This window comes from Pandoraea iniqua (assembly GCF_902459685.1).
Taxonomy (GTDB): Bacteria; Pseudomonadota; Gammaproteobacteria; order Burkholderiales; family Burkholderiaceae; genus Pandoraea; species Pandoraea iniqua.
Genome location: NZ_CABPSF010000005.1, coordinates 95,521 through 118,703, shown reverse-complemented (window position 1 = coordinate 118,703; position 23,183 = coordinate 95,521). Strand labels below are relative to the sequence as shown.

The window sequence follows — 23,183 nt, the reverse complement described above, 5'->3', positions numbered from 1 at the left end:
CCCGGAAATTACACACGTCATGAGTTCCAAAGCTGTCGTATTCGCGTATCACAACGTCGGCGTGCGCTGCCTGCAAGTACTGCTCGCACGCGGCGTCGACGTCGCGCTCGTGGTGACCCATCAGGACAACCCGAACGAGAACATCTGGTTCGGCAGCGTGGCCTCGGTCGCCGCCGAGCACGGCATCCCGGTCGTCACCCCCGACGATCCGGCCGATCCCGCGCTGGCGGCGCAGATTGCCGCTGTCGCGCCGGATTTCATCTTCTCGTTCTATTACCGCCACATGATCCCGGTGCCGGTGCTGGCGATCGCCCCGAAAGGCGCGTTCAACATGCATGGCTCGCTGCTGCCGAAGTATCGCGGCCGCGTGCCGGTGAACTGGGCCGTTTTGAAGGGTGAAACGGAGACGGGTGCCACGTTGCACGAGATGGCGCTCAAGCCGGACGCGGGCGCCATCATCGACCAGACGTCGGTGCCCATCCTGCCGGACGACACGGCGGGCGAGGTGTTCGAGAAAGTCACGGTGGCCGCCGAGCAGACGCTCTGGCGTTGCCTGCCGGCGCTGCTGGCGGGCACGGCGCCCCGCCATGCCAACAATCTGGAGGAAGGCAGCTATTTTGGCGGCCGCAAGCCGGAAGACGGCCGTATCGACTGGACGAAGCCCGCTGTCGAGGTCTATAACCTGATTCGTGCGGTCGCCCCGCCGTATCCGGGCGCGTTTACCGAGGTGGGCGAGCGCCGCTGGGTGGTCACGCGGGCACGTCTGTCACGGGCGCCCGCCCCCGCCGGTTTGCCCTGCGGAGTGCAAGTAGTGGATAATGCGCTCCTTGGCGTTTGCGGCGACGGAAATGCCCTCGTCATTCATGAACTAACGCTGGACGGCAAGGTTGTCACGCCGACACAGTTTTCCCAGCTCAATCACTGACCGTAATATGAAAAAAGTCCTGATTCTCGGTGTCAACGGGTTCATCGGCCACCATCTGTCGAAACGCATCCTGGAGACGACCGACTGGGAAGTTTATGGCATGGACATGCTCACGGACCGCCTTGGCGATCTGATCAACCACGAGCGCATGCACTTCTTCGAAGGCGACATCACGATCAACAAGGAATGGGTCGAGTACCACATTCGCAAGTGCGACGTGATTCTCCCGCTGGTGGCCATTGCCACGCCGGCAACGTACGTGAAGGCGCCACTGCGCGTGTTCGAACTCGACTTCGAGGCGAACCTGCCGATCGTGCGCTCGGCCGTGAAGTACGGCAAGCATCTGGTGTTCCCGTCGACCTCCGAGGTCTACGGCATGTGCACCGACGGTGAATTCGATCCGGAAAACTCGCCGCTGATCTACGGCCCGATCAACAAGCCGCGCTGGATTTACGCCTGCTCGAAGCAGCTCATGGATCGTGTGATCTGGGGCTACGGCATGCAGGAAGGCCTGAATTTCTCGCTGTTCCGCCCGTTCAACTGGATTGGTGCCGGTCTGGACTCGATCTACACGCCGAAGGAAGGTTCGTCGCGCGTGGTCACGCAGTTCCTGGGTCACATCGCCCGTGGCGAGAACATCAGCCTCGTCGACGGCGGCAGCCAGAAGCGCGCGTTCACGGACATCGATGACGGTATCGACGCGCTCGTGCGCATCATCGACAACAAGAACAACGTTGCCAGCGGCAAGATCTACAACATCGGCAACCCGAAGAACAACTTCTCGGTGCGCGAACTGGCCAACATGATGCTGAAGCTGGCCGGCGAATTCCCCGAGTACGCCGAGACGGCCAAGAAGGTTCAGATCGTCGAAACGTCGTCGGACGCCTACTACGGCACCGGCTATCAAGACGTGCAAAACCGCGTGCCGAAGATTGAAAACACGATGCAGGAACTGGGCTGGGCCCCGACCACGACGATGGACGACGCCCTGCGCAAGATCTTTGAAGCGTATCGCGGCCACGTCGCCGAAGCTCGCCGACTGGTCGAGTAAGCCTCAGACCCGCTCCCCCACGGTGGCGGGTCTCGTTGCACGAATCGCACTGCACGCCCGGTGCGCCCCTGGCGCATCGGGCGTTTTTGACTCGGTATTTCCCGCGCATCTGATGTTTTTGCGGCATCCGCAACATCGGGCACCCGGCGTGCCACGATGCCCCATACGAGGACGGCCATGGCCAAGATTGTCCTGAAGATCGACGTCGACACCCTGCGCGGCACCCGCGAAGGCGTGCCCAACCTGCTTGCCGCGCTGGCAGAGCATCAGGCGCAGGCCACTTTCCTGTTCAGCCTCGGCCCGGACCATACTGGCTGGGCGCTCAAGCGTGTCTTCCGTCCCGGCTTTCTGAAGAAGGTTTCGCGCACGTCGGTGGTCGAGCATTACGGCTTTAAGACGCTGATGTACGGCACGCTGCTGCCCGGGCCCGATATCGGCCTGCGCGCGGCCGACGTCATGCGCACCGTGCAGACCGCCGGCCACGAGACCGGCATTCACACGTGGGACCACACGTACTGGCAAGACAATGTGCGTGGGCGCGATGCCGATTGGACGCAACGCCAGATGTCGCAAGCCTACGCCCGCTTCGGGCAGATCTTCGGTGCGCCGCCGGTGACGCACGGCGCGGCGGGCTGGCAAATGAACAGCCACGCGTTCCGCCAGATCGATGCGTGGGGCATGAAATATTCGTCCGACGGGCGCGGCAATGCCCCGCATTATCCGATCGTCGACGGCGTGCGCCTGAACCACGTGCAGATGCCCACGACGCTGCCGACGGTCGACGAACTGCTCGGCGTCGACGACCGCGACGCCAATGCCGTGGCCGAACACCTGCTTGCCCTCACCCGCGATCCGGCGCAAGATCACGTGTTCACGCTGCACGCGGAACTTGAGGGCCAGAAGCTTGCCCCACTGTTCCGGCAAGTGCTGGCCGGATGGCGTCGTCAGGGGCATGATCTGGTGACCATGGGTCAGTACTACGAGACGCTCGATCTCGCCAGCCTGCCGGCACACCCGGTAGTGTGGGGCGAAGTTCAGGGCCGCTCGGGCGACTTGATTCTCGAGGGCCGGGCCGCCGCCTGAACCTGCTTTCTACCGATCCCCCAGATTCCCCAGATTCACATTTCCGGCCTTGAACGGCCACCCCAAGGAGACCAACGTGACGGTAGCCATCGACACTCTCGTGCCTGACTTCACCGCACCGGCCACGGGCGGCGACTTCTCGCTCAAGGCCCACCGTGGCCAGAAAGTGGTGATCTATTTCTATCCGAAGGACAACACGCCCGGCTGCACCACCGAGGGCATGAACTTTCGCGATAGCTATGCCGAGTTTCAGGCAGCCGGCGCGCAGATCGTCGGCGTGTCGCGCGACAGCCTGCGCTCGCATGAAAACTTCCAGCGCAAGCTCGAACTGCCCTTCCCGCTGATCTCCGACGGCGACGAAGCGGTGTGCAAGCTGTTCGGTGTCATCAAGCTGAAAAAACTGTATGGCAAAGAACATATGGGGATCGAGCGCAGTACGTTCGTGATCGACGAAAAGGGCGTGCTGCGTCTGGAATGGCGTGGCGTGCGCGTGCCGGACCACGTCAGCGACGTGCTTGCTGCCGTCAAGGCGCTCTGAGGGCGAAAAAGGCGCATCGGCGCAGTGACGATGCGGCGCTGATGCAGCGTTGACTAAGCGTTAGCTAAGCGTTGATGAAGCGGTGCCGGGCGGCGTCCGGCCGACCTGAGCGTCAGCGTCCGAGCGCTATTCACGCACGTGTTGCCAAAGCGCCGACGGCGCCGCCAGTCAGGTGATTCGACGCTATACAAGCACCGTCAGAGACGTTATAGTCGGTCGTAATGATCAAGCGCATTGAACGAGACTATTGCAGGCGTTGCCACGGCGGCGCCTTCAGCCAAGCCGCCTCTCCGGTGCGTCCGGGCAGGCGGCTTTTTTGTTGCCGGGATGTGATGTATTGCGGTCTGTCCCGGCCGAGTAGTGTTGTGTTTTCTTGAACGGGAAATCTATGCCATTGCCATCGGCGCCGACCAAACCGGGCACGCTGCTTGCCCCGGAACAATTCCCCACTCGCCTCAAACCTTCGCGCACGGAGGCCAAGAAACCGATCCCCTCGTCTGAACAACATGCACTGGGCGAATCGTCTGGTGCGGCTGGTACGGCCGAATTGAAGGTCGTCCCCACGACGTCACCCGTGGCGCAGACTGCACCTCAGTCGCCACCCGCTGTTGCACGCTCGCCGCGTTCGGCACCTGTGGCCGACCCGTCAGGCGCGAATACGCCGCTCAAGGCGGTGAAGGCGCCCGCGCCGACCAACGGCACCAAACGCGCGCGCGTGAAAGATCAGGAACCGGCCAAGCTCTTCGTGCTCGACACGAATGTGCTCATGCACGACCCGAGCAGCCTGTTCCGCTTTGAAGAGCACGACGTCTATCTGCCGATGATGACGTTGGAAGAGCTCGACAATCACAAGAAGGGCATGTCGGAAGTGGCGCGCAATGCGCGTCAGGTCAGCCGCACGCTCGACGGGCTGGTCGCCGAGAGCGGCACGAAGTCGATGTCCGAGGGCATTCCGCTCTCGCGCCTTGGCAACAAGGACGCCACCGGCCGCCTGTACTTCCAGACCGACCTGCCCGAACCGCCGCCGCTCGAAGGGCTGCCGCAGGGCAAGGCCGACAACCAGATTCTGGGCGTCGTACGTGCCTTGCAGGACAAGTTCCGCGATCGTCAGGTCGTGCTGGTGTCGAAAGACATCAACATGCGCGTCAAGGCGCATGCGCTCGGTCTGCCGGCGGAGGACTACTTCAACGACAAGGTGCTCGAGGACAGCGATCTGCTCTACTCGGGCGTGATGTCCCTGCCGCCGGACTTCTGGACGAAGCACGGCAAGGGCATGGAAAGCTGGCAGGACAACCGCACCGGCACCACGTTCTATCGCATCACCGGGCCGTCGTGCACGAGCTTCCTCATCAACCAGTTCGTGTATCTCGAGACGAATAACGGCGAAGCGCCGTTCTACGCTCAGGTGCGCGAGATCAACGGCAAGACGGCGTTGTTGCAGACGCTGCGCGACTACGGCCACCACAAGAACAACGTGTGGGGTATCACGGCGCGCAACCGCGAGCAGAACTTTGCGCTGAACCTGCTGATGAATCCGGAAATCGACTTCATCACGCTGCTGGGTCAGGCAGGCACCGGCAAAACGCTGCTGGCGCTCGCCGCCGGTCTGGCGCAGACACTCGACGAGAAGCGCTACAACGAGATCATCATCACGCGCGCAACCGTGCCCGTCGGTGAAGATATCGGCTTCCTGCCGGGTACCGAGGAAGAGAAGATGCAACCGTGGATGGGCGCATTCGACGACAACCTCGAAGTGCTGCAAAAGACCGACGACTCCGCCGGTGAATGGGGCCGCGCAGCCACGCAGGAACTGATTCGCTCGCGACTCAAGGTCAAGAGCATGAACTTCATGCGCGGCCGCACGTTCGTGAACAAGTTCGTCATCATCGACGAGGCGCAGAACCTGACGCCCAAGCAGATGAAGACGCTTGTGACGCGCGCGGGTCCCGGCACCAAGCTGATCTGTCTGGGCAACATCGCACAGATCGACACGCCGTACCTGACCGAAGGCAGCTCCGGTCTGACCTACGTCGTGGACCGCTTCAAGGGCTGGGGTCACAGCGGTCACGTGACGCTCGCTCGCGGTGAGCGTTCGCGTCTGGCCGATTACGCAGCGGAAATTCTGTAACGCTGGCGAAGCTTCACTCGCAGCGATGACGGCGCCTTCGGGCGCCGTTTTTTATGGGCACTGAAAAATTGTCGAAGGCCCCGTCGTCTCGCAGTCCAAACGCAGCATTCATGACGTTGCGCTGACAAAATCGCCCGGGAATTGCCTGTTTTGTGACCTCGACGCCACAAAAAGTCCGGATTTCGGCACTTATGCGATGCATTCGCCCGGTAAGCGTCGTAAACTCGGCGCATGCGAATCCAGCGCCCCTTCCGCACTCATCGCGCCACCGCCGCACACCCGGCACATCCGTCATTGCCGCGTGTGCCTACGCTGCCGTCACTGGCGTGGCTGTCGGGACGTTGCGTCGCCGCGCTGGCCGTGACCGTACTGGTCGCCGCCTGCTCCTCCGGTCCCAATGTTCGCCAAGGCAGCAACGCGAACTACGGCAACCGCACGATGGGCCCCGAGCGTAGCGCCGGGCAGGAAGAAATCACGATCGAGGCGATGAGTCTCGTCGGCATTCCTTACCGTTACGGCGGCAATACCCCAGATTCTGGTTTCGATTGCAGCGGTCTGGTTCGCTATGTCGTCGCGCGTGCGGCCGGCGTGAATCTGCCGCGCACGACCGCAGACATGAGCAGCATCGGTACGCCGCTCGAACGCGACGACCTCGCCTCCGGCGACCTCATTTTCTTCAATACGACGGGACGTGCCCACTCGCACGTGGGTATCTATGTCGGTCAGGGGAAATTCGTGCACGCGCCGAATACCGGCGGGACGGTACGGCTGGAAAGCCTGCATATCCCGTACTGGGCACGCCGTATCGATGGTGTCCGGCGTGTGGCGGCCAACAAGGCGCCCGCAGGCAATACGACTTACGTGAACCGTACCGCACCGGATACGGTGGCAGCGCAGGCCCCGGCCCCAGCAGCCGCACCCTTGCCCGCTGTGCCGATGAATACCGCACCGAACCGGCCGCTGACTTCAGCGACACCCTCGCCGCTCGATACACCGCAAGTGGCTCCGCAGGCGGCGCCACAAACGACTCCACCGAACCGCACGGCCAATCTGGCCACGCCGCCCGCTCAGGACGACGATCCCATCGCCCGTTTCGCCAACAGCTCGATGTAACGACGTCTGGCCGACGAGGTATTGCACCCCGTTCGGCCTTGTCTTGCCAGATCAGTGCAAATGCGCAAGCAGCGTTGCAGCACCACCGACGTTGATGGCGACACCCATCAAGGTGGCCAGCGGGCGAATACGCAGCGAACGTTGGATCATCGTGGTCATGTTGGCCTCCTTTGCCATGCAATTAAACGCTATGGACAAATGATAATCAATTGCAATTAGCTATTGAAATTGATTGTCGCGATGATGCCGATAGGTCATCGCAATGCCGCCCACGCAGCAGACGACAGGCAACAAAAAAGCGGCCGAAGCCGCTTTTTTGTTTTGCAGTCACCGCGCTTACAGGATCTGCTTGCCGACCCACCAAGCGATGGCGGCAATGAATGCCGACGCCGGAATGGTAAGCACCCAAGCCCACACGATGTTACCTGCCACCCCCCAGCGCACGGCCGAGAGCTTACGCGTGGCGCCGACACCGACGATGGCGCCGGTAATCGTGTGCGTCGTCGAGACCGGCACGCCGAGCCACGAAGCGAAGAACAGCGTGAACGCCCCGCCCGTCTCGGCGCAGAAACCGCCGACCGGTTTGAGCTTCGTGATCTTCTGCCCCATCGTGCGCACGATACGCCAGCCGCCGAACATCGTTCCCAGACCGATGGCCAGATAGCAGCCGACGATCACCCACAGGGGCGGTTCAGCCGCTTCTTGCGGCCACATGCCAGCAGCGATCAGCAGCATCCAGATAATGCCGATGGTCTTCTGCGCATCGTTACCGCCGTGCCCGAGGCTATACATACCGGCCGAAACCAGTTGCAGGCGACGGAACCAGCGGTCGACCCGTGCCGGTGGCGTTCGGAAGAACAGCCACGACACCAGCAGCATGAAGAACGAGCCAAGCACGAAGCCGAGCAGCGGCGACACGAAAATAAACGCGACCGTTTGCAGCAGACCGCTCGCGACGAGCGAACCGGTGCCCGCCTTGGCCACTGCCGCGCCGACCAGACCACCGATCAGGGCGTGGGAGGAGCTCGACGGAATACCGTAGTACCAGGTGATGATGTTCCAGGCGATCGCCCCGACCAGTGCACCGAAGATCACATAGTGATCGACGATCTCCGGATGGACCGTGCCCTTACCCACCGTCGCCGCGACTTTCAGGTGAAAGACGAACAGCGCGATGATGTTGAACATGGCGGCGAAAGCCACCGCCTGATGCGGCTTCAACACGCCCGTCGAGACCACCGTAGCGATCGAGTTAGCGGCGTCGTGGAAGCCGTTCATGAAGTCGAACAGAAGCGCCAGCGCGACCAATAGTCCGACCAGCCAGAGGCTGATGTGAAGCGTTGCCATCAATCGTCTCCGCTCAGGCGTTTTCCAACACAATGCCTTCGATGATGTTGGCAACGTCTTCGCACTTGTCGGTCACCGACTCGAGCAATTCCGACACAGCCTTCTGCTTGATCAGCTCTTTCACATCGGCTTCTTCGCGGAACAGCTTCGAGAGCGAACCACGCAGCAGGCGGTCGGCTTCCGATTCGAGACCGTCGATTTCTTCGCACAACTTCAGGATGTCGCGGGCACGATCCATGTCGTTGAGCAATGCCACGGCGCTTTGCACGCGCTCGCAGCATTTCACGCAGATCTCGCCGAGCTGACGTGCCTCGGTGGGCACGCTCTTGATGTCGTACATCCAGACGGCCGTCGCCACGTCTTCCATCAGATCCAGGATGTCGTCCATGGTACTGATCAGCTTATGGATCTCATCACGATCAAACGGCGTGATGAACGTCTTGTGCATCAGGTCGATTGTCTCGTGCGTGATGCGATCCGCCTTCTTCTCGCTGTTCTGCACGGCGACGGTACGGGACTCTGCGTTCGGCAGGTCGTTGAGCATGGCGGCAAGCTCTCGGCTGCCGGCAATCATGCACTCCGCGTGCTGGTTGAACAGGTCAAAGAACTTGCCCTCGGTGGGCATGAAGCGACCGAACATTATTGGGAAACTCCGGGTATTGAGTGGGGACTGGTCGACACAAAAACGTCACATTCTACCCTGTTGCGGGCGTGCGCCACCGCACGCCTTCTCAAACAGGCAGTAATTTCGCGTCAGTATTGGGGGCCGGCCAGATTGTCGAACTTGGTGTACGCACCGATGAACGCCAGGCGAACCGCACCGATAGGACCATTACGCTGCTTGGCGATGATGATCTCGGCGGTGCCCTTGTCGGGCGTATCGGGGTTATACACTTCGTCGCGATAGATGAACAGGATAATGTCGGCATCCTGTTCGATGGCGCCCGATTCACGCAGGTCGGACATGACCGGGCGCTTGTTCGGGCGTTGTTCGAGACTTCGGTTGAGCTGCGAGAGCGCGATCACGGGGACGTTCAGTTCTTTGGCGAGGCCTTTGAGCGAACGCGAAATTTCGGAAATTTCAGTCGCCCGGTTCTCACCGTTGCCCGAACCGCTCATGAGCTGCAAGTAATCGATGATGATCAGCCCGAGCTTGCCGCACTGACGCGCCAGACGACGCGCACGTGCGCGCAGTTCCATCGGGTTGAGCGCAGGCGTCTCGTCGACGAAAAGCTGCGTCTCGTTCATCTTCTGCATCGCGTGCGTGAGCTTCGGCCAGTCTTCATCGACCAGCTTACCGGTACGCAAACGATGCTGATCGAGGCGTCCGACCGAACCCAACATACGCATGGCCAGCTGCGTTCCCGGCATTTCCATCGAGAACACGGCGACGGGCAGCCCTTCTTCCACGGCGATATGTTCGCCGATGTTCATCGAGAAGGTCGTCTTACCCATCGACGGACGGCCAGCCACGATGATCAGATCGCCGCCGTTGAAGCCCGAGGTCATGCGATCGAGATCGACGAAACCGGTCGGAATGCCGGTGATGTCACTGCCGCCTTCGCGGTGGTACAACTCGTCGATGCGCTCCACCACTTGCGTGAGCAGCGGTTGCAGTTCGAGGAAGCCGGTGGCACTGCGCGAGCCTTCTTCGGCGATGGCGAACACCTTCGCCTCGGCCGCATCGAGCATCTGCCGCACTTCCTTGCCTTGCGGATTGAAAGCGTCGGACGCGATCTCGTCGGCAACCGTCACCAGTTTGCGAAGCACCGCACGGTCACGCACGATTTCGGCGTAACGGCGAATGTTCGCCGCACTCGGCGTGTTCTGCGCGAGGGCGTTCAGGTAAGCCAGACCGCCCACGTCTTCGCCCTTGCCTGCGCTCGAGAGCGATTCAAAGACGGTAATCACGTCGGCAGGACGATCGCTCGCGATGAGCCGGCCGATATGCTGATAAATCAGCCGGTGGTCAAAGCGGTAGAAGTCCCATTCGGAAAGAAAGTCGCCGATGCGATCCCAGGCGCCGTTATCGAGCAGCAACCCACCGAGCACGGATTGTTCCGCTTCGATGGAGTGCGGCGGCACCTTCAGAGAGTCGAGCTGGGGATCGGGCGCGTTCATGCCGGGCATTATACCGTGCTCGTGCGATCCGCCATTGTCGCGATCCTGACCGGAAAATTCTCGCTTGCGCGACGATTTTCCCGAACGAGATTTGTCCAGCAGTTTCCCGGGAGGCAGCATAAGTCGGAGCTATCGAACGTAACGAACGTGGAACGGAGCGCGCAACCGGAAGGCGGTCGGCGGGAGCGAGATCAGACGGGCAATCACAGCGGTGATCTTTGTGCAGCAACGAAAACTGCACGGACAGAACAGACGGACATAAAAAAACGGAAGCCGGCGGACCGGCTTCCGTCTTTTCAACGCGTCGGGAAGCTGACGCGTAATACTTAGGCGTGCTCGCCCAGGACCGAGACGGTCACATCGACGACGACGTCGGTGTGCAGCGCGACCTGAACCGGGAAATCACCCACGGTCTTCAGCGGGCCATTCGGCAGACGCACTTGCATCTTCTCGATCTTGAAGCCTTGAGCAGCCAGGGCGTCAGCGATGTCGTGGTTGGTGACCGAACCGAACAGACGGCCGTCAACACCCGACTTCTGCGAGATTTGCACGGTCAGACCCGACAGCTTTTCGCCTTCGGCTTGTGCACCGGCCAGCTTCTCAGCAGCAGCCTTTTCCAGTTCGGCGCGGCGAACTTCGAATTCGGCGATCGCGTCCTTCGTGGCACGGCGAGCCTTCTTGTTCGGGATCAGGAAGTTACGTGCGAAACCATCCTTGACCTTCACGATGTCGCCCAGGTTACCCAGGTTGACGACTTTTTCCAGCAGAATCACTTGCATTATCTATTCTCCTTCGTCGACTGGCGATTAAGCACCGTGCAGATCGGTGTACGGCAGCAGCGCCAGGAAACGCGCGCGCTTGATAGCCGTATCGAGTTGGCGCTGGTAGTGCGCCTTGGTGCCCGTCAGGCGAGCCGGGGTGATCTTGCCGTTGTCGCCGATGAAGTCCTTCAGCGTTTCGACATCCTTGTAATCGATCTGCTCGACACCGGCAACGGTGAAGCGGCAGAACTTCTTGCGCTTGAACAGCGGGTTTTGCTGTTGGCGGCGGCGATCAAACTTCTTGTTTTTACCGTTAGGACGCGGCATGTTCAACAATCCTTTTCAAACTCTTGCAATGCTGTGATGTGAAACACCAGGGTTCGGCTATTGCGATGCTTCTTGGCGAGGAACCCAGCCCAATGAGCCGGTTTCTCGAGTCCCAATGCCATCACTTTGGCACTGATGGGACCGATCGCAACTGCCGGAATCGAGAACTCGACCTGGCGGGCAATGCCCGCTTCTTCGGTCGCTCCCGCATGGGCCAGTGTCACGTCGATCACGGGAAGCCCGGCTGGGGTATAGCGCAGCGTGCCGATTTCGACGATGCTGGCTTCTAGCCGTAAGCGATTCACGCGGTCGATGGTTCCAATGGCGCCCTGATGCGTTCCGGGGCGCTAATTACGAAGCGGCAGCTTCCGTGACGGGCGTCGCGGCAGCCTTCTTGGCTTCTTCGCGGGCCACTTCCTTCATCATCGGCGACGGTGCGGTCTCGGCCTTCTTCATGCGAACCACGAGGTGGCGCAGAACGGCGTCGTTGAACTTGAATGCATGTTCCAGTTCGTCCAGGGTTTCCTGGTCGCACTCGATGTTCATGCAAACGTAGTGAGCCTTAGCCAGCTTCTCGATCATGTAAGCCAGTTGACGACGGCCCCAGTCTTCGACGCGATGGATCTGACCAGCCTTGGCCGTCACCATGCCGCGATAGCGTTCGATCATCGCAGGCACTTGCTCGCTTTGATCGGGGTGAACAATAAATACGACTTCGTAGTGACGCATATGTAGCTCCTTTTGGAATTAGCCGCCTGAGCGTCAGATCAGTGCAGCAAGGTTGCAGAACTCGCGATTATAGCGACTTTCGGGTGACTGTTCAAGAACGGGCGGTAAACCAACTGGAAACCAACCGGAAACCGCCGCATTCCCATCAAGCCCGCCGTTCCCGCCAGCCGGACATGACTGGAAGGTCACCGCGAAGCGTCAGTCGGGCACGGTCTGGCGATTCCACGGGGTGTGCCCCGGTGTGTAGCGTTGATAAGTGTCGGCGCCGTCGAGAAAATCGTTGATGCGCACGCGTTGCCCCGCCCTATGCGTGTAGGCCAATATGCCAATGAGATGCTCGAGCGAGGCAGCATGCCCCAACACCCGTTGGACCGCGCCCTGCCCATTTTGCCCGAGCAACGCGCTGACTTCCGGCACCAGTCCATCGTAGACGATGCGGTCCCGCGCAAGTAACTGATATCGGGGCGTATTGGTGTTGCGCATGAGGTCGTCCCACGAGTGCTCGCCTTGCGCAACGATGTCGCTCATCCCCTCGACTTGCTCAATCGCCCGATGTGCCGACAAGGCCGGCTTGAATTCAGGGTAGAGGCTCGATCCACCAATCACCCGCGAATCCCTTGTTCGCAATATGGCGTGGCTCAATTCATGCAGCAACGTCGACGCCAGTACCTCGGTTGAGTATCCAATGATGGACGAGGTATCGAAAACAATGACCGGACGCCCCAGGTGAGGTATCAGATCGAGATGCTCTAGCACCCCGCTCAACGTCTCCGCCATTGAGCCGTCGGTATGTTCGATCACGCCGATCACGTCCAGACGTGCCGCCGACACTGCCTGCAACCCGGCGTCCACGCGCACCAAGTCGCGACGTAACGCTTCGGCAAGTTCCTGCGCCTGACCGGGCACAAAACGCTCGAGCACGTAACGAACATCGTTGGACAGCCCCGAATTCAAGGCTGCACGTGCATCGCTGAGTATCTCGCCCGCTCGCGTGAACATGTTGTCAATACGAACCATGAGCTCTGGCGCCCCGATGTCGCGCAAACTCTTCAACATGGGCTGCCCATCGAATTCGCGCGCGCTCAAGGTGCCATCCGTCATGCGTTGTGTGAGCCCAAACCGCGTAGCGTCCGGTGGCATCATGCGTTTCAAGACGATGTTGACCGCGTTACCGTTGCTCTCCGGAATGTCGAACCGGTACGCTCGGTCGCGGGTCATGACCACGCCGAATCTCCGCCCTGAAGCATCCACACCCTCTGCGTAGGGGAGCGCCATCTGGATCTCGACGGACTCATCTTTAAACCACGGACGATTGGGTTTGTCGCGATTCTCAAGCATCTTCTCACTCAGCATCGCACGTCGGTTTGCATGCTCGGTGTCGCGGATTTTGTCCAGCTCGACGTAAAAACTGACCCGTGCATATCCATTGTCCGGGTACGCCATCCCCAACGGCTCAAGGTCATGGCTCAGGGAGTCGACCTTGCACTGAATCAACTCCCCATCGAGCATCGTGCGCCACATGATGTCGTCACCATCAAGCCAATAGTCGTCATGCGTGATCCCGTCAGGCCAGTCGACCCGCTTCACACGCACGGCGACGTCATTGAGATCGACCGCTTGCCATATGCCGTTGAGATCGCGCCTGCGAAACATAAGTGGGTTGGGGGCTTGCGGAATTCGCATCCGCAAGCGCGACGGCCCCTGCAAGACGTCGCATGCGCTTGACGCTGGGGAGCGCCTGACCCGTGCACTACACGCTGCGGATTGCCCCCGGATATCTGCCGGCCCGGCTTCACGTCGTGCATTTGCCGGCCTGACCGCTGGCGAGCCTGATGTCAGCCGCCCCGCGTCATCCATCGCAAGCCACGGGCCATACATCTTCCCCGTATGCGGATTGGCGAGCCGTACCCCCTCCCTGTCACGACGCACCACGACGTGCTCGCGTTCGCCCAGACGGGCGAGCTCAAGCGTCCCGCCATTGGCACGAAACTCGTCCGCCTGCGCAGACGGCACAGACCAAACCCCGTCGCGAGGCAGAAAGACGGCGCCGGTATGGGCTTCGTGTGCCCAGCGATCAGCGACGCGCGAAAGGAGCGGCAGACTGCCGATTCGCGTCAACCAACGTCGCCCGAACCCCGGCAGGCGAAGCATGCCCCGCACACCGAGTTCCACACCGGGATCGAAGAAGCGCGCGAGCGCAACGCCCGTGTGCTTGAACTGCGTATTGGCAACGTCGATCGCGGCTGACACCGCCGGGTCGGACAACACGCGGGTAAATCCGCCCGCCACTCCAGCGCGGCGCACGACATTCTGCGAAACGTCGTCGAGTACGGCACCCACCAGCGTCCGGCCGACCTGCAACACCGCCTTCTCCGCCATCACCGCCGCGTGCACCAGTGGAATGGCGTTGGCAACGTCGATGCCGCAGTCGAACATCGCAATGCGGTAACTTCCCGACGTCACATCGTCGACGCAGTTGTAGAACGGGATGAATCCAAGCAACGCGCGCCGGACGGCTTCCCGATGCGCTTCCGTTGGGGTCTTGCCGTAGGCACCGTCCCGGAACGCCGTCATCCGGTCACCGAACGCCCGGGTCACCGCGCGCGTCGGTGACTCGTGCGGCTTGCCCGCCGCAGGTGTGATCGTGCGATACGTCGCGATATTGCTTGGCGAGAGTTTCGGCGCCCCTTCCCCCTGACCGAACAGCGTTTCAGGCGAAGCCCGCAGCCACGCTTCGGTGCGTCCGTCATAGCCCTCGATCTTCAGCGTCGACAACGTCACTGCGAAGTGCCGCGTGGTCCCAGCCATCGTGGCATCGACGAACACGACGTTCGTCGCCTCCCTGTCAACAACGTCCGTCTGGCGCTCGCCGACAAAATGCCGCCTCGTATTGGAACCCGCAGCGGCCGAAGGCACGATCGTCTTCACGCTGGGCACACGGATCCGCCACTCGCCGCACGTCCAGTGCCGGAAGTCGTCCGGGGCCAGTGCCCGCACGAGCCCTTCAAGCGCGGGCAGCAAAATCGTGTCCCTGACATGGTCTACGCCAGCGGCAAACTCGGTGTTGAAGCGTTCTGTGAGCCCATCGGAGTCAAGCCCAGCATTGCGTAGCCGCTCGCCCAGTTCGGCGTCGATACGGTTGATATCGTCCATGCAGCCATCGAGAATCAGGTCTTCCATGGCGATGGGGTCGCCGGGCTTGACGCAGTCGCCACGCATCGCCCGGAGCAATGTCGCGCCCGCCTTCACAAGCAGCCGCGAACCGCTGTTCTGAATACTCGGCGGCCCTTCGTCAACGGCGAAGTACACCGACTCGTCTTCCGGCAGTTGCCGGGCAAGCTCGCGCGACAGCAACGCCGTGCGTGTTGGCAACTCACCGCGCAAGGCTTCGATGCCATTCGCCGCCGGCGCACCGAAAACCAGATGCATGCGCTGGTCAAACGCTTCGATGGCGGTCTTCATGGCAGTCGCAACGTGCAAATTCTCGTCGCGCAGATCGACGAGTCCCTGCGCGTGCGCGTGAAGCAGAATCGGCTCCGCATTGACATGGAAAAACGCTTCGATGGCCGTGCCGTTGTCGTGTGCACTCTCGATCGCACTTTGGTAAGCCGTCGCGGCCAACGCCGTCAACTCCGGCGGCGACATCTGCCAAGCGTCCGGCCCCGCCATCGTCATGCCGATGCGCGTGAGCGCCCATGGCAAATCGCCCACCCGCATCTTGCCCATGCCGTCGTGCAGACCCAGCGTCGGGTCGATCAATGCGCCCACCAGCCGGTATACCCACGACCGCGCATCGCCAAGTTCCCAGCGCTCGCTGCCAAACACCCAGTCCCCCAAGCGCGCCCGTAGCAGGTGGGTATCGGGCACGCCCACGGCAAACGTACTTTCGCCATTTCCGGCATCGCGTTCGATCGCGCAGGTCTGGTTCTGATGATCGGGATGCAGCCAAGTCAACCACTGCTTGCGCAACGACGGCGGAATCGTCGCTGAATCGCCGCCACGTGCCGGCCAGATCATTGCCGTCAGCACGCGGACGAAGGTCGCCTGAAGAAATGCCGGGTCGTCTTGCAAAGACGTCGCACGCGCGCCATATCCCAACGAAATGCCGGCGCGGGTGACCAACACGTCGTACGCCGTCGTAATGAAGTTCGCCGAATCCCATGGCGAACGATGGGCTGCCTTGGCGGGGCGCAGGCAACCGTGTAGCGCGAGCAACGCAGACTCGCGCGTTTTCAGCCGGTCCACCCCTTCGCCTGGCAACGCCTCGCCGCAGAATTCCGTCAGAAACGCAGCGAATGGCGGGCCATCTAAAAAGTCAGTCAGGTTGCCGCTGCTGAGCCAGTCTTGACTCAGCAACGACTCCGCATCTGTCGTCGCGACAGTGTCGTTGGCGTTGGCCGCCGCACGAGGCCCCCGTAGCACAAGGCGATCTTGCGGTGCTTGGACCGCCTGCGGCAATTGAGGCGCTCGTGTGAGCGCCGTCGCAACGCCGAGCCTCTCGCCAAGCGAGCTTGAGACGAACACTGACGGCACTGTGGGAGGCACGTACCTCTGGCGTATGTTCATGTCGAGATCGCTGTTGACCGACGCCCCGTCGCGCGATCGGGCACTGCCGCGATAACTAGGCATGCTGCGTGCCATCACCACCGGACACGCAACACTCAGCAGTGCCGCGCCCATGAGTAACGTCTTCCATCCCCCCGTGCCGGCCGCCTCAGCGGTGGCCCGAACATGCGTCGATGGGGACGGGGCTGGGGACGGTGAGGCGGGTGATGCCAGTGGCGCAGGCCCATGCCCCGTAGGAACCGGCTTCACCCATTGCAAACTTGCCGTCCAGACTTGGGCCTCGCGGCGTTGCCCGAGATGGCGAAGCGCGTCGGCAGTCCCGCCCGCATGTGGATGGGTACGTCTCGGTGGGCGGGGATGGCTTTCCATGTAAAACGACGGCTTTGGCATGATGACTCTCGGTTGATAGTGCCCGCCGGTCCATCCGGCCGGCACTCAGCGCGGCATCATGCGTGTCATCGCGCAACGTCATTTCTTGGATCGGACAAGGCGCTGCGGGCATTGATGCGCCGATCTGCCAAATCCCAGCGTGACGCCGCCATTTGCCTAACCGCCGGGAGAACAAACTTCACATGATGACTTCGTGGGTGCTGGCCGGATCGGCCGTTCCAGTGCACCACGCTTCATGCGAGGTCATATGTCCAAGGCATCTTCTTGTGCGATGCGTCCGGCAGGACGTTCTCCCAATTCGGGGACGCCACCGCCGCAGCGCCCGCAGCGCGCCCAACCCGTGTCAGGCAGCGAAAACATGCAGCGGGTGGATCATTTCCGCCGCACCCAGCAATGGCGTGGAGACTTCCGGTACGCGCGGGGTACTACCGACACCGGAAACGTACCGGCCAAGGCCCATGCGGTGTCCGGCGTGACATCACCAAACGCTCCATCGGATACCTCGGCTGACCGGCCGGGCGAGATGTCGTGGAAGACGTTGCTGATGGGTGCGGCCCTGCTGATGGCCGCCTGCCCGCCGGGGGTGGCCGCCCGCGCCCGCCCCTCGCGCGACGCATCGTCAATGCCGCGCGCCACGGAGGTGATGACCGGCGGGTCCGGCGAGGTTGTGACGACGGCCACACCCGGCGTGACGAGCACGTCCCCCGTGTCGCCGCAACACCCCGCCATCGATTCCGAATCGCCAGCGGTATCGTCACCCGCCCCGCTCGACGACACCTGGCTCACGTCGGGCGACCTGAGCGCCTTTCTCGACGGGCCGCCCTTCGCCGATTTCGTCGCGACGTTCGGCAACGGCGCGCAGCCCGGCAACACCCGGGCATCGTTTCTGTTCTCGCTCTATCAGGCCCTCGACCCGCAGGAAATTACCGGCGTTTCGCCGTGGGACGCATCGAACTTCAACCGCACAGCCACGGACGCCTTCGGCAAGGACGTCAGGGCCATCGACGCCCTGCTGCAACGCCTTGGCATGGCGTCGGGTTACGGTTCGCACGCGGCCTCGCAACAGGACCCAGCCTTTCAGCAGCAGATGCTGATCCGCCTGATGCGCATCGTGTTCTTTCCCGATCTGCGTGCCGGGAATGATCAACTTCCCGAACCCGTGCGTACCGAATGGCTGACATGGCTGCATCCCGGCTTTCGCAACGCATCGTGCACCGCAGAGGATGAGGCCCGCGTTTTCGACGCCCCCGACACCGATCGATTGCTGGTGCGTCTGGGCGATGCCGTCTTCGGCGAAGAAAGTGCGGATCTGGGAGACGCCAAACCTTGGGTCTACCGGCTGCTGGGGGCGATGGTCGACCCCGCGCTCGTGGCACATTCCGGCGAGCTACCATGGCGTGCCGGCACCCTGCCATGGGCGTTGCAGCGTATCGGCATGCGCATGGCAGGGCCGGACGCGTGGCGTCTGAGCGCACCTGAACTGGCCACGCTGGCTACCACCACTTACCTCACGGCACTCGACACCTCGGTCGACGCGGCGACCGCGTTTTTTCACGCGAATGCCGACATCCTGCTGCTGTTCGCCCACGGCACGGGCACGGTCGACCTGCGCGACGGCGAGGCACTGGCCAACATCGCCATCAAGGACGCCATCGGCCTGTTCCATCTTCAGATGCGCAACACCTTCGGCCACGACCACCCGGGCTGGCTCGACGCACTGACCGACCTCGTTCCGCATCGCGCCGCGTATCTCAAACGCGAACTTGACCGGATGCTCCCCGACGACGCGAACCGGATCTTCTACTCGGCCGGATGGCCAAAATTTCCACCGCTCGCCGCCGAATCGATCATCGACTTTGTCACGGAGCTGCTGAGAACCGTGCTGGGCGACGCGTTCGAAGGCTGCATGCCGAGCGGCGATGCATTCACGCTGGCGCATCTGCTGCTCGACGATTGCATGGCCGACATCGAACGCGCGGACCCGGCGCTGGCGCAACGCATCCGTGACGCGAAGCTGGACCCCAAGTCGCTGAATGAACGTTTCGCGACGACGCTCGACGAGAGCGTTGCGCACTTGCGTGACACGGTGCTGCTGCCGGCGCTCGACACGCTAGGACAAACCTTGTCTGCCGATGATCAGCCCTTCTGGACCTGCGGTGACTGGCGCCTGCGCGTGCCGCGCATTCACGCAACGAACCTGAACGATGCGCAGGCTACCGGGTTTGACGCCTTTAGCGTCGTCGGCCAGATAACCAAGCATGTGAGGCCGCCGGGCGAAGTCGAAGCGTCGCAACTGGTGTTCATCGAACTCACGCTCGATGACGAAATCCGGCACTACGCCATCAGTTTCACGCCGCTCAACGTCACCCGCTTCAGTGGCAATGCTGAAGACTGGTTGGCGGCGCATCCGGAAACGTTGTTCAGCGGCGCCCGCTACGCCGATCTGCAACGCGAACGTGACGATATTGCGATGCATCGCACACTGACGCCCACCCACGACGGCAACTTCCGGGTGGCGCAAGCGCTGGCCACCGCGTTTTCCGAGCGGTTGGGCGCCGTGCGGGCGGGCGCCTTCGACAAGACCACCACGCAAGCGCATCGCGAAGCCGTTCGCGAGATGTTGCTGAACTTCGTCCCCTTCTATGGATGTCACGACCAGTTGGCGGCCGGCGATATCGACGCCGCGGCCCTGCGGTGCAGCATGGATGTCGCGGCGGCCATTCCGCTGGCCAGCGCAGCAGTGGTTGCGCAAAAAGCCACTTGGCGGGCCAGCCGGATATTGGTGCGTGCCGCATTGGACGATGTGGCACACGGCGTGACCCGCCGTGCCGGGCTAAGCGGCGCGGCGCGCGTGGTGCCACACCTGCTGGCGACACCGGAAGTGCTTGCCGCCGTCGACATCGCCAATCTGCGTCTGGCGGATACCGGGCTGGCCGCCTTGCGCTTCGTCGATCCGGGTTTCGAGCTGGCGACACGTGCCACGCTGCATTTACCGGCATTCGCGCGGCGGCTGAGCGATAACCTTCGCGGCATGAAGTTCGTCTCGCGCGCCGCCGGCACTTGGGCGCGCGAAGCCGAAACCGAGGCGACGTTCGTGCATCACGCAGGCGTGTGGCAGGTGCCGCATGCGGAGGGTGAAGCCTTTCATCTCAAGCCGCCCGCACCGGATCGCGACGCCACGGCGCTCGCCCTGACCGATTGGAATGCGCACGGCAAGGCCGTCGTACGACGCGAAGGTCACTGGGCAAGGCTGGTGAATCCGTACTCCGGAAAGACCTATGGGCCGCCGCTCGCGAGCGACGAACACGGGAAAATCGTCGGCCCGATACCCACCCCGCGCACAGCCCGCGACGACACGCTAAGCCCCGCATTGCAGGTAGATGGGTCGCGGGCATCCGGGGTGCCCGAAGCGTGCCCGCCGCCTCCAGCGTCTCCATCGTCCGGAACATCGCGCCGGCGGCGCGCATTGCCCAAGGGCATCGGCGCCTGCGGCGTGCTGTCCAAGATACGCGGCCCGAAGTCACTGATCGTCACGCCGTTGTATTCACGTCCACCGGCGTTGCGCCGGTTCGATGCCGAGGCAAAGGAGTGGCGCGACGTCGACGCCAACGATGTGGCCGCACTCATCGCCGAGGTGACGTGGCCGGTACCGGGGGCGCGCGACGAATACTTTCTGAAAGGCGACCATGTGTTCTGGCGTGCGACGACGGCAGGTGTCAGGCAGCCGGAGCAGTTTGCCGGCAAGTTGCCTCAACTGCCGGAGATCGTTGGTGTCGCCTACCCGAAAAGCGGTTTCGTTCGCGTCGACATCTCGGTCAATCTCGACTTGCTCTCGGAGCCATTGCATCTGGCACGGCGATGCGAGCTGTATCTGGCGCGCGCCACGACCCCCGGCGGTTCGCGCATCCCATCGGCACCGGAAACGTCAGACCACGGTGGCAAAGGACAAAAAGGACGCCCGCACCGCCCGGAAAGCGCATTCCTCATGAAGGCGGCACTGCCCTATTCCGAAATGCTGCCGCAAGGCCCCGCCGATGCCGCCGTGATACTGCTCGGCACCACCGCCTATCGGTTCCCCGTGATTCGGACGGCAGGCCGCTCGCAGCCACCGTACGGCGTAACGCTTGAATTGATGACGATGGGCGATCTGGAGGAATTCCGGCGGTTTCAGACGGATTTGCATAGCGAACTGAACGCACGCTGGATCGGTGAGACGCAAATGCTCGGCAGTCTCCGGGAAATGAACTCCCCGCGCCTCGAGTCTCAATTCGATCGCATCCTGACGCGCGCGGAGAGTCTCCTGTCGGGCGCGCGTCTGGCGCTCGGCAGCGACCTCGTCCCTGCGGTGTCAGACCTGCTCGAACGCTTTGCGCCGGAGAACGCCGAAGCCTTGGTGAATGCGCTCAAGCCGGTGCTTGAGCAGATGCATGCGGGGTTGATGTCGGTGAGCAAGCACCGGGGGACCGCGCTGGGGATCATGGAAAGTGCCTACGGGGCGCTCGCCCAAACGCTGGTCGGCGTACTTGGCCGCCCGGAGTACGCGGCCAATCTGCCGCGGCCCGTGATCGGGTTCGAGACGTCGGCTCTCGCCGCGCTATCCGACGAGGTGCTGGCATCCGTGCTGCTTCACGAGATTTCGCACGCGACCGTGGCCACCCGCGACGTGCTCCCGGATGGCCGCCGGATGTACGCTTCGATGCTTGCCGCCCTGCGGACCCAGCAGGAGTTGCCGTCGATCGGCAACCATCCCCCCGATGCCATTGGCGAATATGGCTATCCGCCAGACGTGCTCACACGCGCCGACACGCCGCGTTATCAGTTCATGGTGCGCGATCACATGGTCTACGACGGCTTGCGAATGGATATCGCGGATATGCTCGATCAGCAGGGGGACAACGCCGTCCGGAACATCGTGCAGCATGCCGATACGCTGACCCATCTGATTACGACGCTGGCCTATGCCCGCGATCCCGATCAATTCGGCCGTGTCGCCGGGATCGTGCGAGGCGAATCAACGACTTACCAACGCTATACCCCGTCGCATACCCCTTGGGGACACCGCACGTCGCCGCACGCCTGAGGCATCGCCTGCTGACCCAATACCCCCTACTCCTGCTCCAGCCAGTAATTCGGCCGGGCAAAGACCTGCCGCAAATGATCGATGAACAGTCGCACGCGGGCGGGCTGGAAACGTTGTTGGGGGTAGACGGCGAGGATGTCGTAATCCGGCAGGGCGTATTCGTCGAGCACGGTTTCCAGTTCGCCCGAAAGCAACTCGCGCTGAATTTCCCATGTCGAGCGCCAGCCGAGCCCGAGTCCTTCGAGCGCCCAGCGGTGCAGCAACTCGCCGTCGTTACAGTCGAGATTGCCGTTCACGCGGGTGGTGACCAGCTTGCCCTGCCGCTTGAAATACCAGCCGCGCTGCTGCCCGCCTTGCAGGTTGAACGCCAGACAATTGTGTTTGGCCAGATCTTCCAGCGTCTTGGGCCGCCCGTGCCGCGCGAAGTACGCGGGCGTGCCGCACACCACCCGCCGGTTCTGGGCCAGTTTCACCGCCACGAAGTTGGGGTCGACCGAGCCGCCGATACGAATCCCCATGTCGTAACCCTCGCGCACGATGTCCACCACGCGATCGGTCAGGTTGAATGAAATCTGCACTTCCGGATGCTGGCGCAAAAACGTGGGCGCATGCGGCGCCACGTGCTTGCGCCCGAACGCCGCTGGGGCCGAGACGATCAGGTGGCCCGACACCGCGTGCCGCCCGGCGCTGATTTCGTTCTCTGCCATGTCCCAGTCGCCCAGCAACTGCTTGCAGCGCTCGAGAAAAGCGCCGCCCTCTTCCGACAGCGCCAGCCGCCGCGTGGACCGGTACATGAGTTTGATGCCCAGCCGCTTTTCGAGCGCGTCGATACGCCGCCCGAGAATCACCGGCGAGACGCCCTCCTTGAGCGCCGCCGCCGCCAGACTGCCCGCTTCGGCCACCTGTACGAAGGTCTCGATCTGCTTGTAACGGTCCATCCCGCCTCCATTCGATACTTTTTGTTATTAAAAAAACGATCTTTTGTGATCTTATCAAACAAATCGTACCGGCTTAAAGTGGCTTC

General features: G+C 62.3%; 16 protein-coding genes. 7 read left to right on the top strand and 9 right to left on the bottom strand.

Features of this window, described 5'->3' with window-relative positions:
* Positions 1–19 precede the first annotated feature (19 nt).
* The 6 genes from PIN31009_RS18200 (at position 20) to PIN31009_RS28475 (ending at position 6,838) form a co-directional block, all read left to right on the top strand.
* Positions 20–925, top strand: a complete 906-nt coding sequence (locus PIN31009_RS18200; RefSeq protein ID WP_150791196.1) for a formyltransferase — start codon at positions 20–22, stop codon at positions 923–925.
* Between the two features lie 7 nt (positions 926–932).
* Entirely contained in the window at positions 933–1,976 is a 1,044-nt protein-coding gene (locus PIN31009_RS18195; protein WP_058379035.1) for a bifunctional UDP-4-keto-pentose/UDP-xylose synthase, read from the top strand.
* Positions 1,977–2,153: 177 nt separating this feature from the next.
* Positions 2,154–3,059 carry a polysaccharide deacetylase family protein gene (locus tag PIN31009_RS18190; protein WP_150791195.1) on the top strand — a complete coding sequence of 302 codons (906 nt, stop codon included), beginning with the start codon at positions 2,154–2,156 and terminating at the stop codon, positions 3,057–3,059.
* Positions 3,060–3,135: 76 nt separating this feature from the next.
* A complete protein-coding gene (locus PIN31009_RS18185; RefSeq protein ID WP_058379037.1) occupies positions 3,136–3,597 on the top strand; it encodes a peroxiredoxin in 462 nt (153 codons plus the stop codon).
* A 388-nt stretch (positions 3,598–3,985) separates the two neighbouring features.
* Positions 3,986–5,725, top strand: a complete 1,740-nt coding sequence (locus PIN31009_RS18180; protein ID WP_150791194.1) for a PhoH family protein — start codon at positions 3,986–3,988, stop codon at positions 5,723–5,725.
* A 231-nt stretch (positions 5,726–5,956) separates the two neighbouring features.
* Positions 5,957–6,838: a C40 family peptidase gene (locus PIN31009_RS28475; RefSeq protein ID WP_150791193.1), complete on the top strand. Its 882-nt coding sequence runs from the start codon at positions 5,957–5,959 to the stop codon at positions 6,836–6,838.
* Between the two features lie 336 nt (positions 6,839–7,174).
* On the opposite strand, the gene PIN31009_RS18170 is transcribed toward PIN31009_RS28475, so the two are convergent.
* The 8 genes from PIN31009_RS18170 to PIN31009_RS18135 all read right to left on the bottom strand — a co-directional run bounded on the left by PIN31009_RS18170 (position 7,175) and on the right by PIN31009_RS18135 (position 16,368).
* A complete protein-coding gene (locus PIN31009_RS18170) occupies positions 7,175–8,185 on the bottom strand; it encodes an inorganic phosphate transporter (protein ID WP_058379039.1) in 1,011 nt (336 codons plus the stop codon).
* A 13-nt stretch (positions 8,186–8,198) separates the two neighbouring features.
* Positions 8,199–8,825, bottom strand: a complete 627-nt coding sequence (locus tag PIN31009_RS18165) for a DUF47 domain-containing protein (protein WP_058379040.1) — start codon at positions 8,823–8,825, stop codon at positions 8,199–8,201.
* Positions 8,826–8,938: 113 nt separating this feature from the next.
* Entirely contained in the window at positions 8,939–10,306 is a 1,368-nt protein-coding gene (locus PIN31009_RS18160; protein WP_150686557.1) for a replicative DNA helicase, read from the bottom strand.
* Between the two features lie 326 nt (positions 10,307–10,632).
* The gene (gene rplI / locus PIN31009_RS18155; protein ID WP_150686468.1) at positions 10,633–11,085 is read right to left on the bottom strand and encodes a 50S ribosomal protein L9; all 453 of its coding nucleotides are present in this window, start codon (positions 11,083–11,085) and stop codon (positions 10,633–10,635) included.
* Positions 11,086–11,112: 27 nt separating this feature from the next.
* A complete protein-coding gene (gene rpsR, locus PIN31009_RS18150; RefSeq protein WP_010803800.1) occupies positions 11,113–11,394 on the bottom strand; it encodes a 30S ribosomal protein S18 in 282 nt (93 codons plus the stop codon).
* A 2-nt stretch (positions 11,395–11,396) separates the two neighbouring features.
* Positions 11,397–11,699 carry a primosomal replication protein N gene (priB, locus tag PIN31009_RS18145; RefSeq protein WP_150686467.1) on the bottom strand — a complete coding sequence of 101 codons (303 nt, stop codon included), beginning with the start codon at positions 11,697–11,699 and terminating at the stop codon, positions 11,397–11,399.
* Positions 11,700–11,745: 46 nt separating this feature from the next.
* Positions 11,746–12,123: a 30S ribosomal protein S6 gene (rpsF, locus tag PIN31009_RS18140; protein ID WP_087688849.1), complete on the bottom strand. Its 378-nt coding sequence runs from the start codon at positions 12,121–12,123 to the stop codon at positions 11,746–11,748.
* A 198-nt stretch (positions 12,124–12,321) separates the two neighbouring features.
* Positions 12,322–16,368, bottom strand: a complete 4,047-nt coding sequence (locus PIN31009_RS18135) for a hypothetical protein (RefSeq protein WP_174997272.1) — start codon at positions 16,366–16,368, stop codon at positions 12,322–12,324.
* Positions 16,369–17,551: 1,183 nt separating this feature from the next.
* Between PIN31009_RS18135 and PIN31009_RS18130 the strand changes: the two genes are divergently transcribed.
* Positions 17,552–22,159: a hypothetical protein gene (locus tag PIN31009_RS18130; RefSeq protein WP_150791191.1), complete on the top strand. Its 4,608-nt coding sequence runs from the start codon at positions 17,552–17,554 to the stop codon at positions 22,157–22,159.
* A gap of 26 nt (positions 22,160–22,185) precedes the next feature.
* Here PIN31009_RS18130 and PIN31009_RS18125 read toward each other — a convergent pair whose 3' ends face one another.
* Complete coding sequence (locus PIN31009_RS18125; RefSeq protein WP_058379046.1) at positions 22,186–23,097, bottom strand: LysR family transcriptional regulator; 912 nt, start codon at positions 23,095–23,097, stop codon at positions 22,186–22,188.
* Positions 23,098–23,183: the final 86 nt, after the last annotated feature.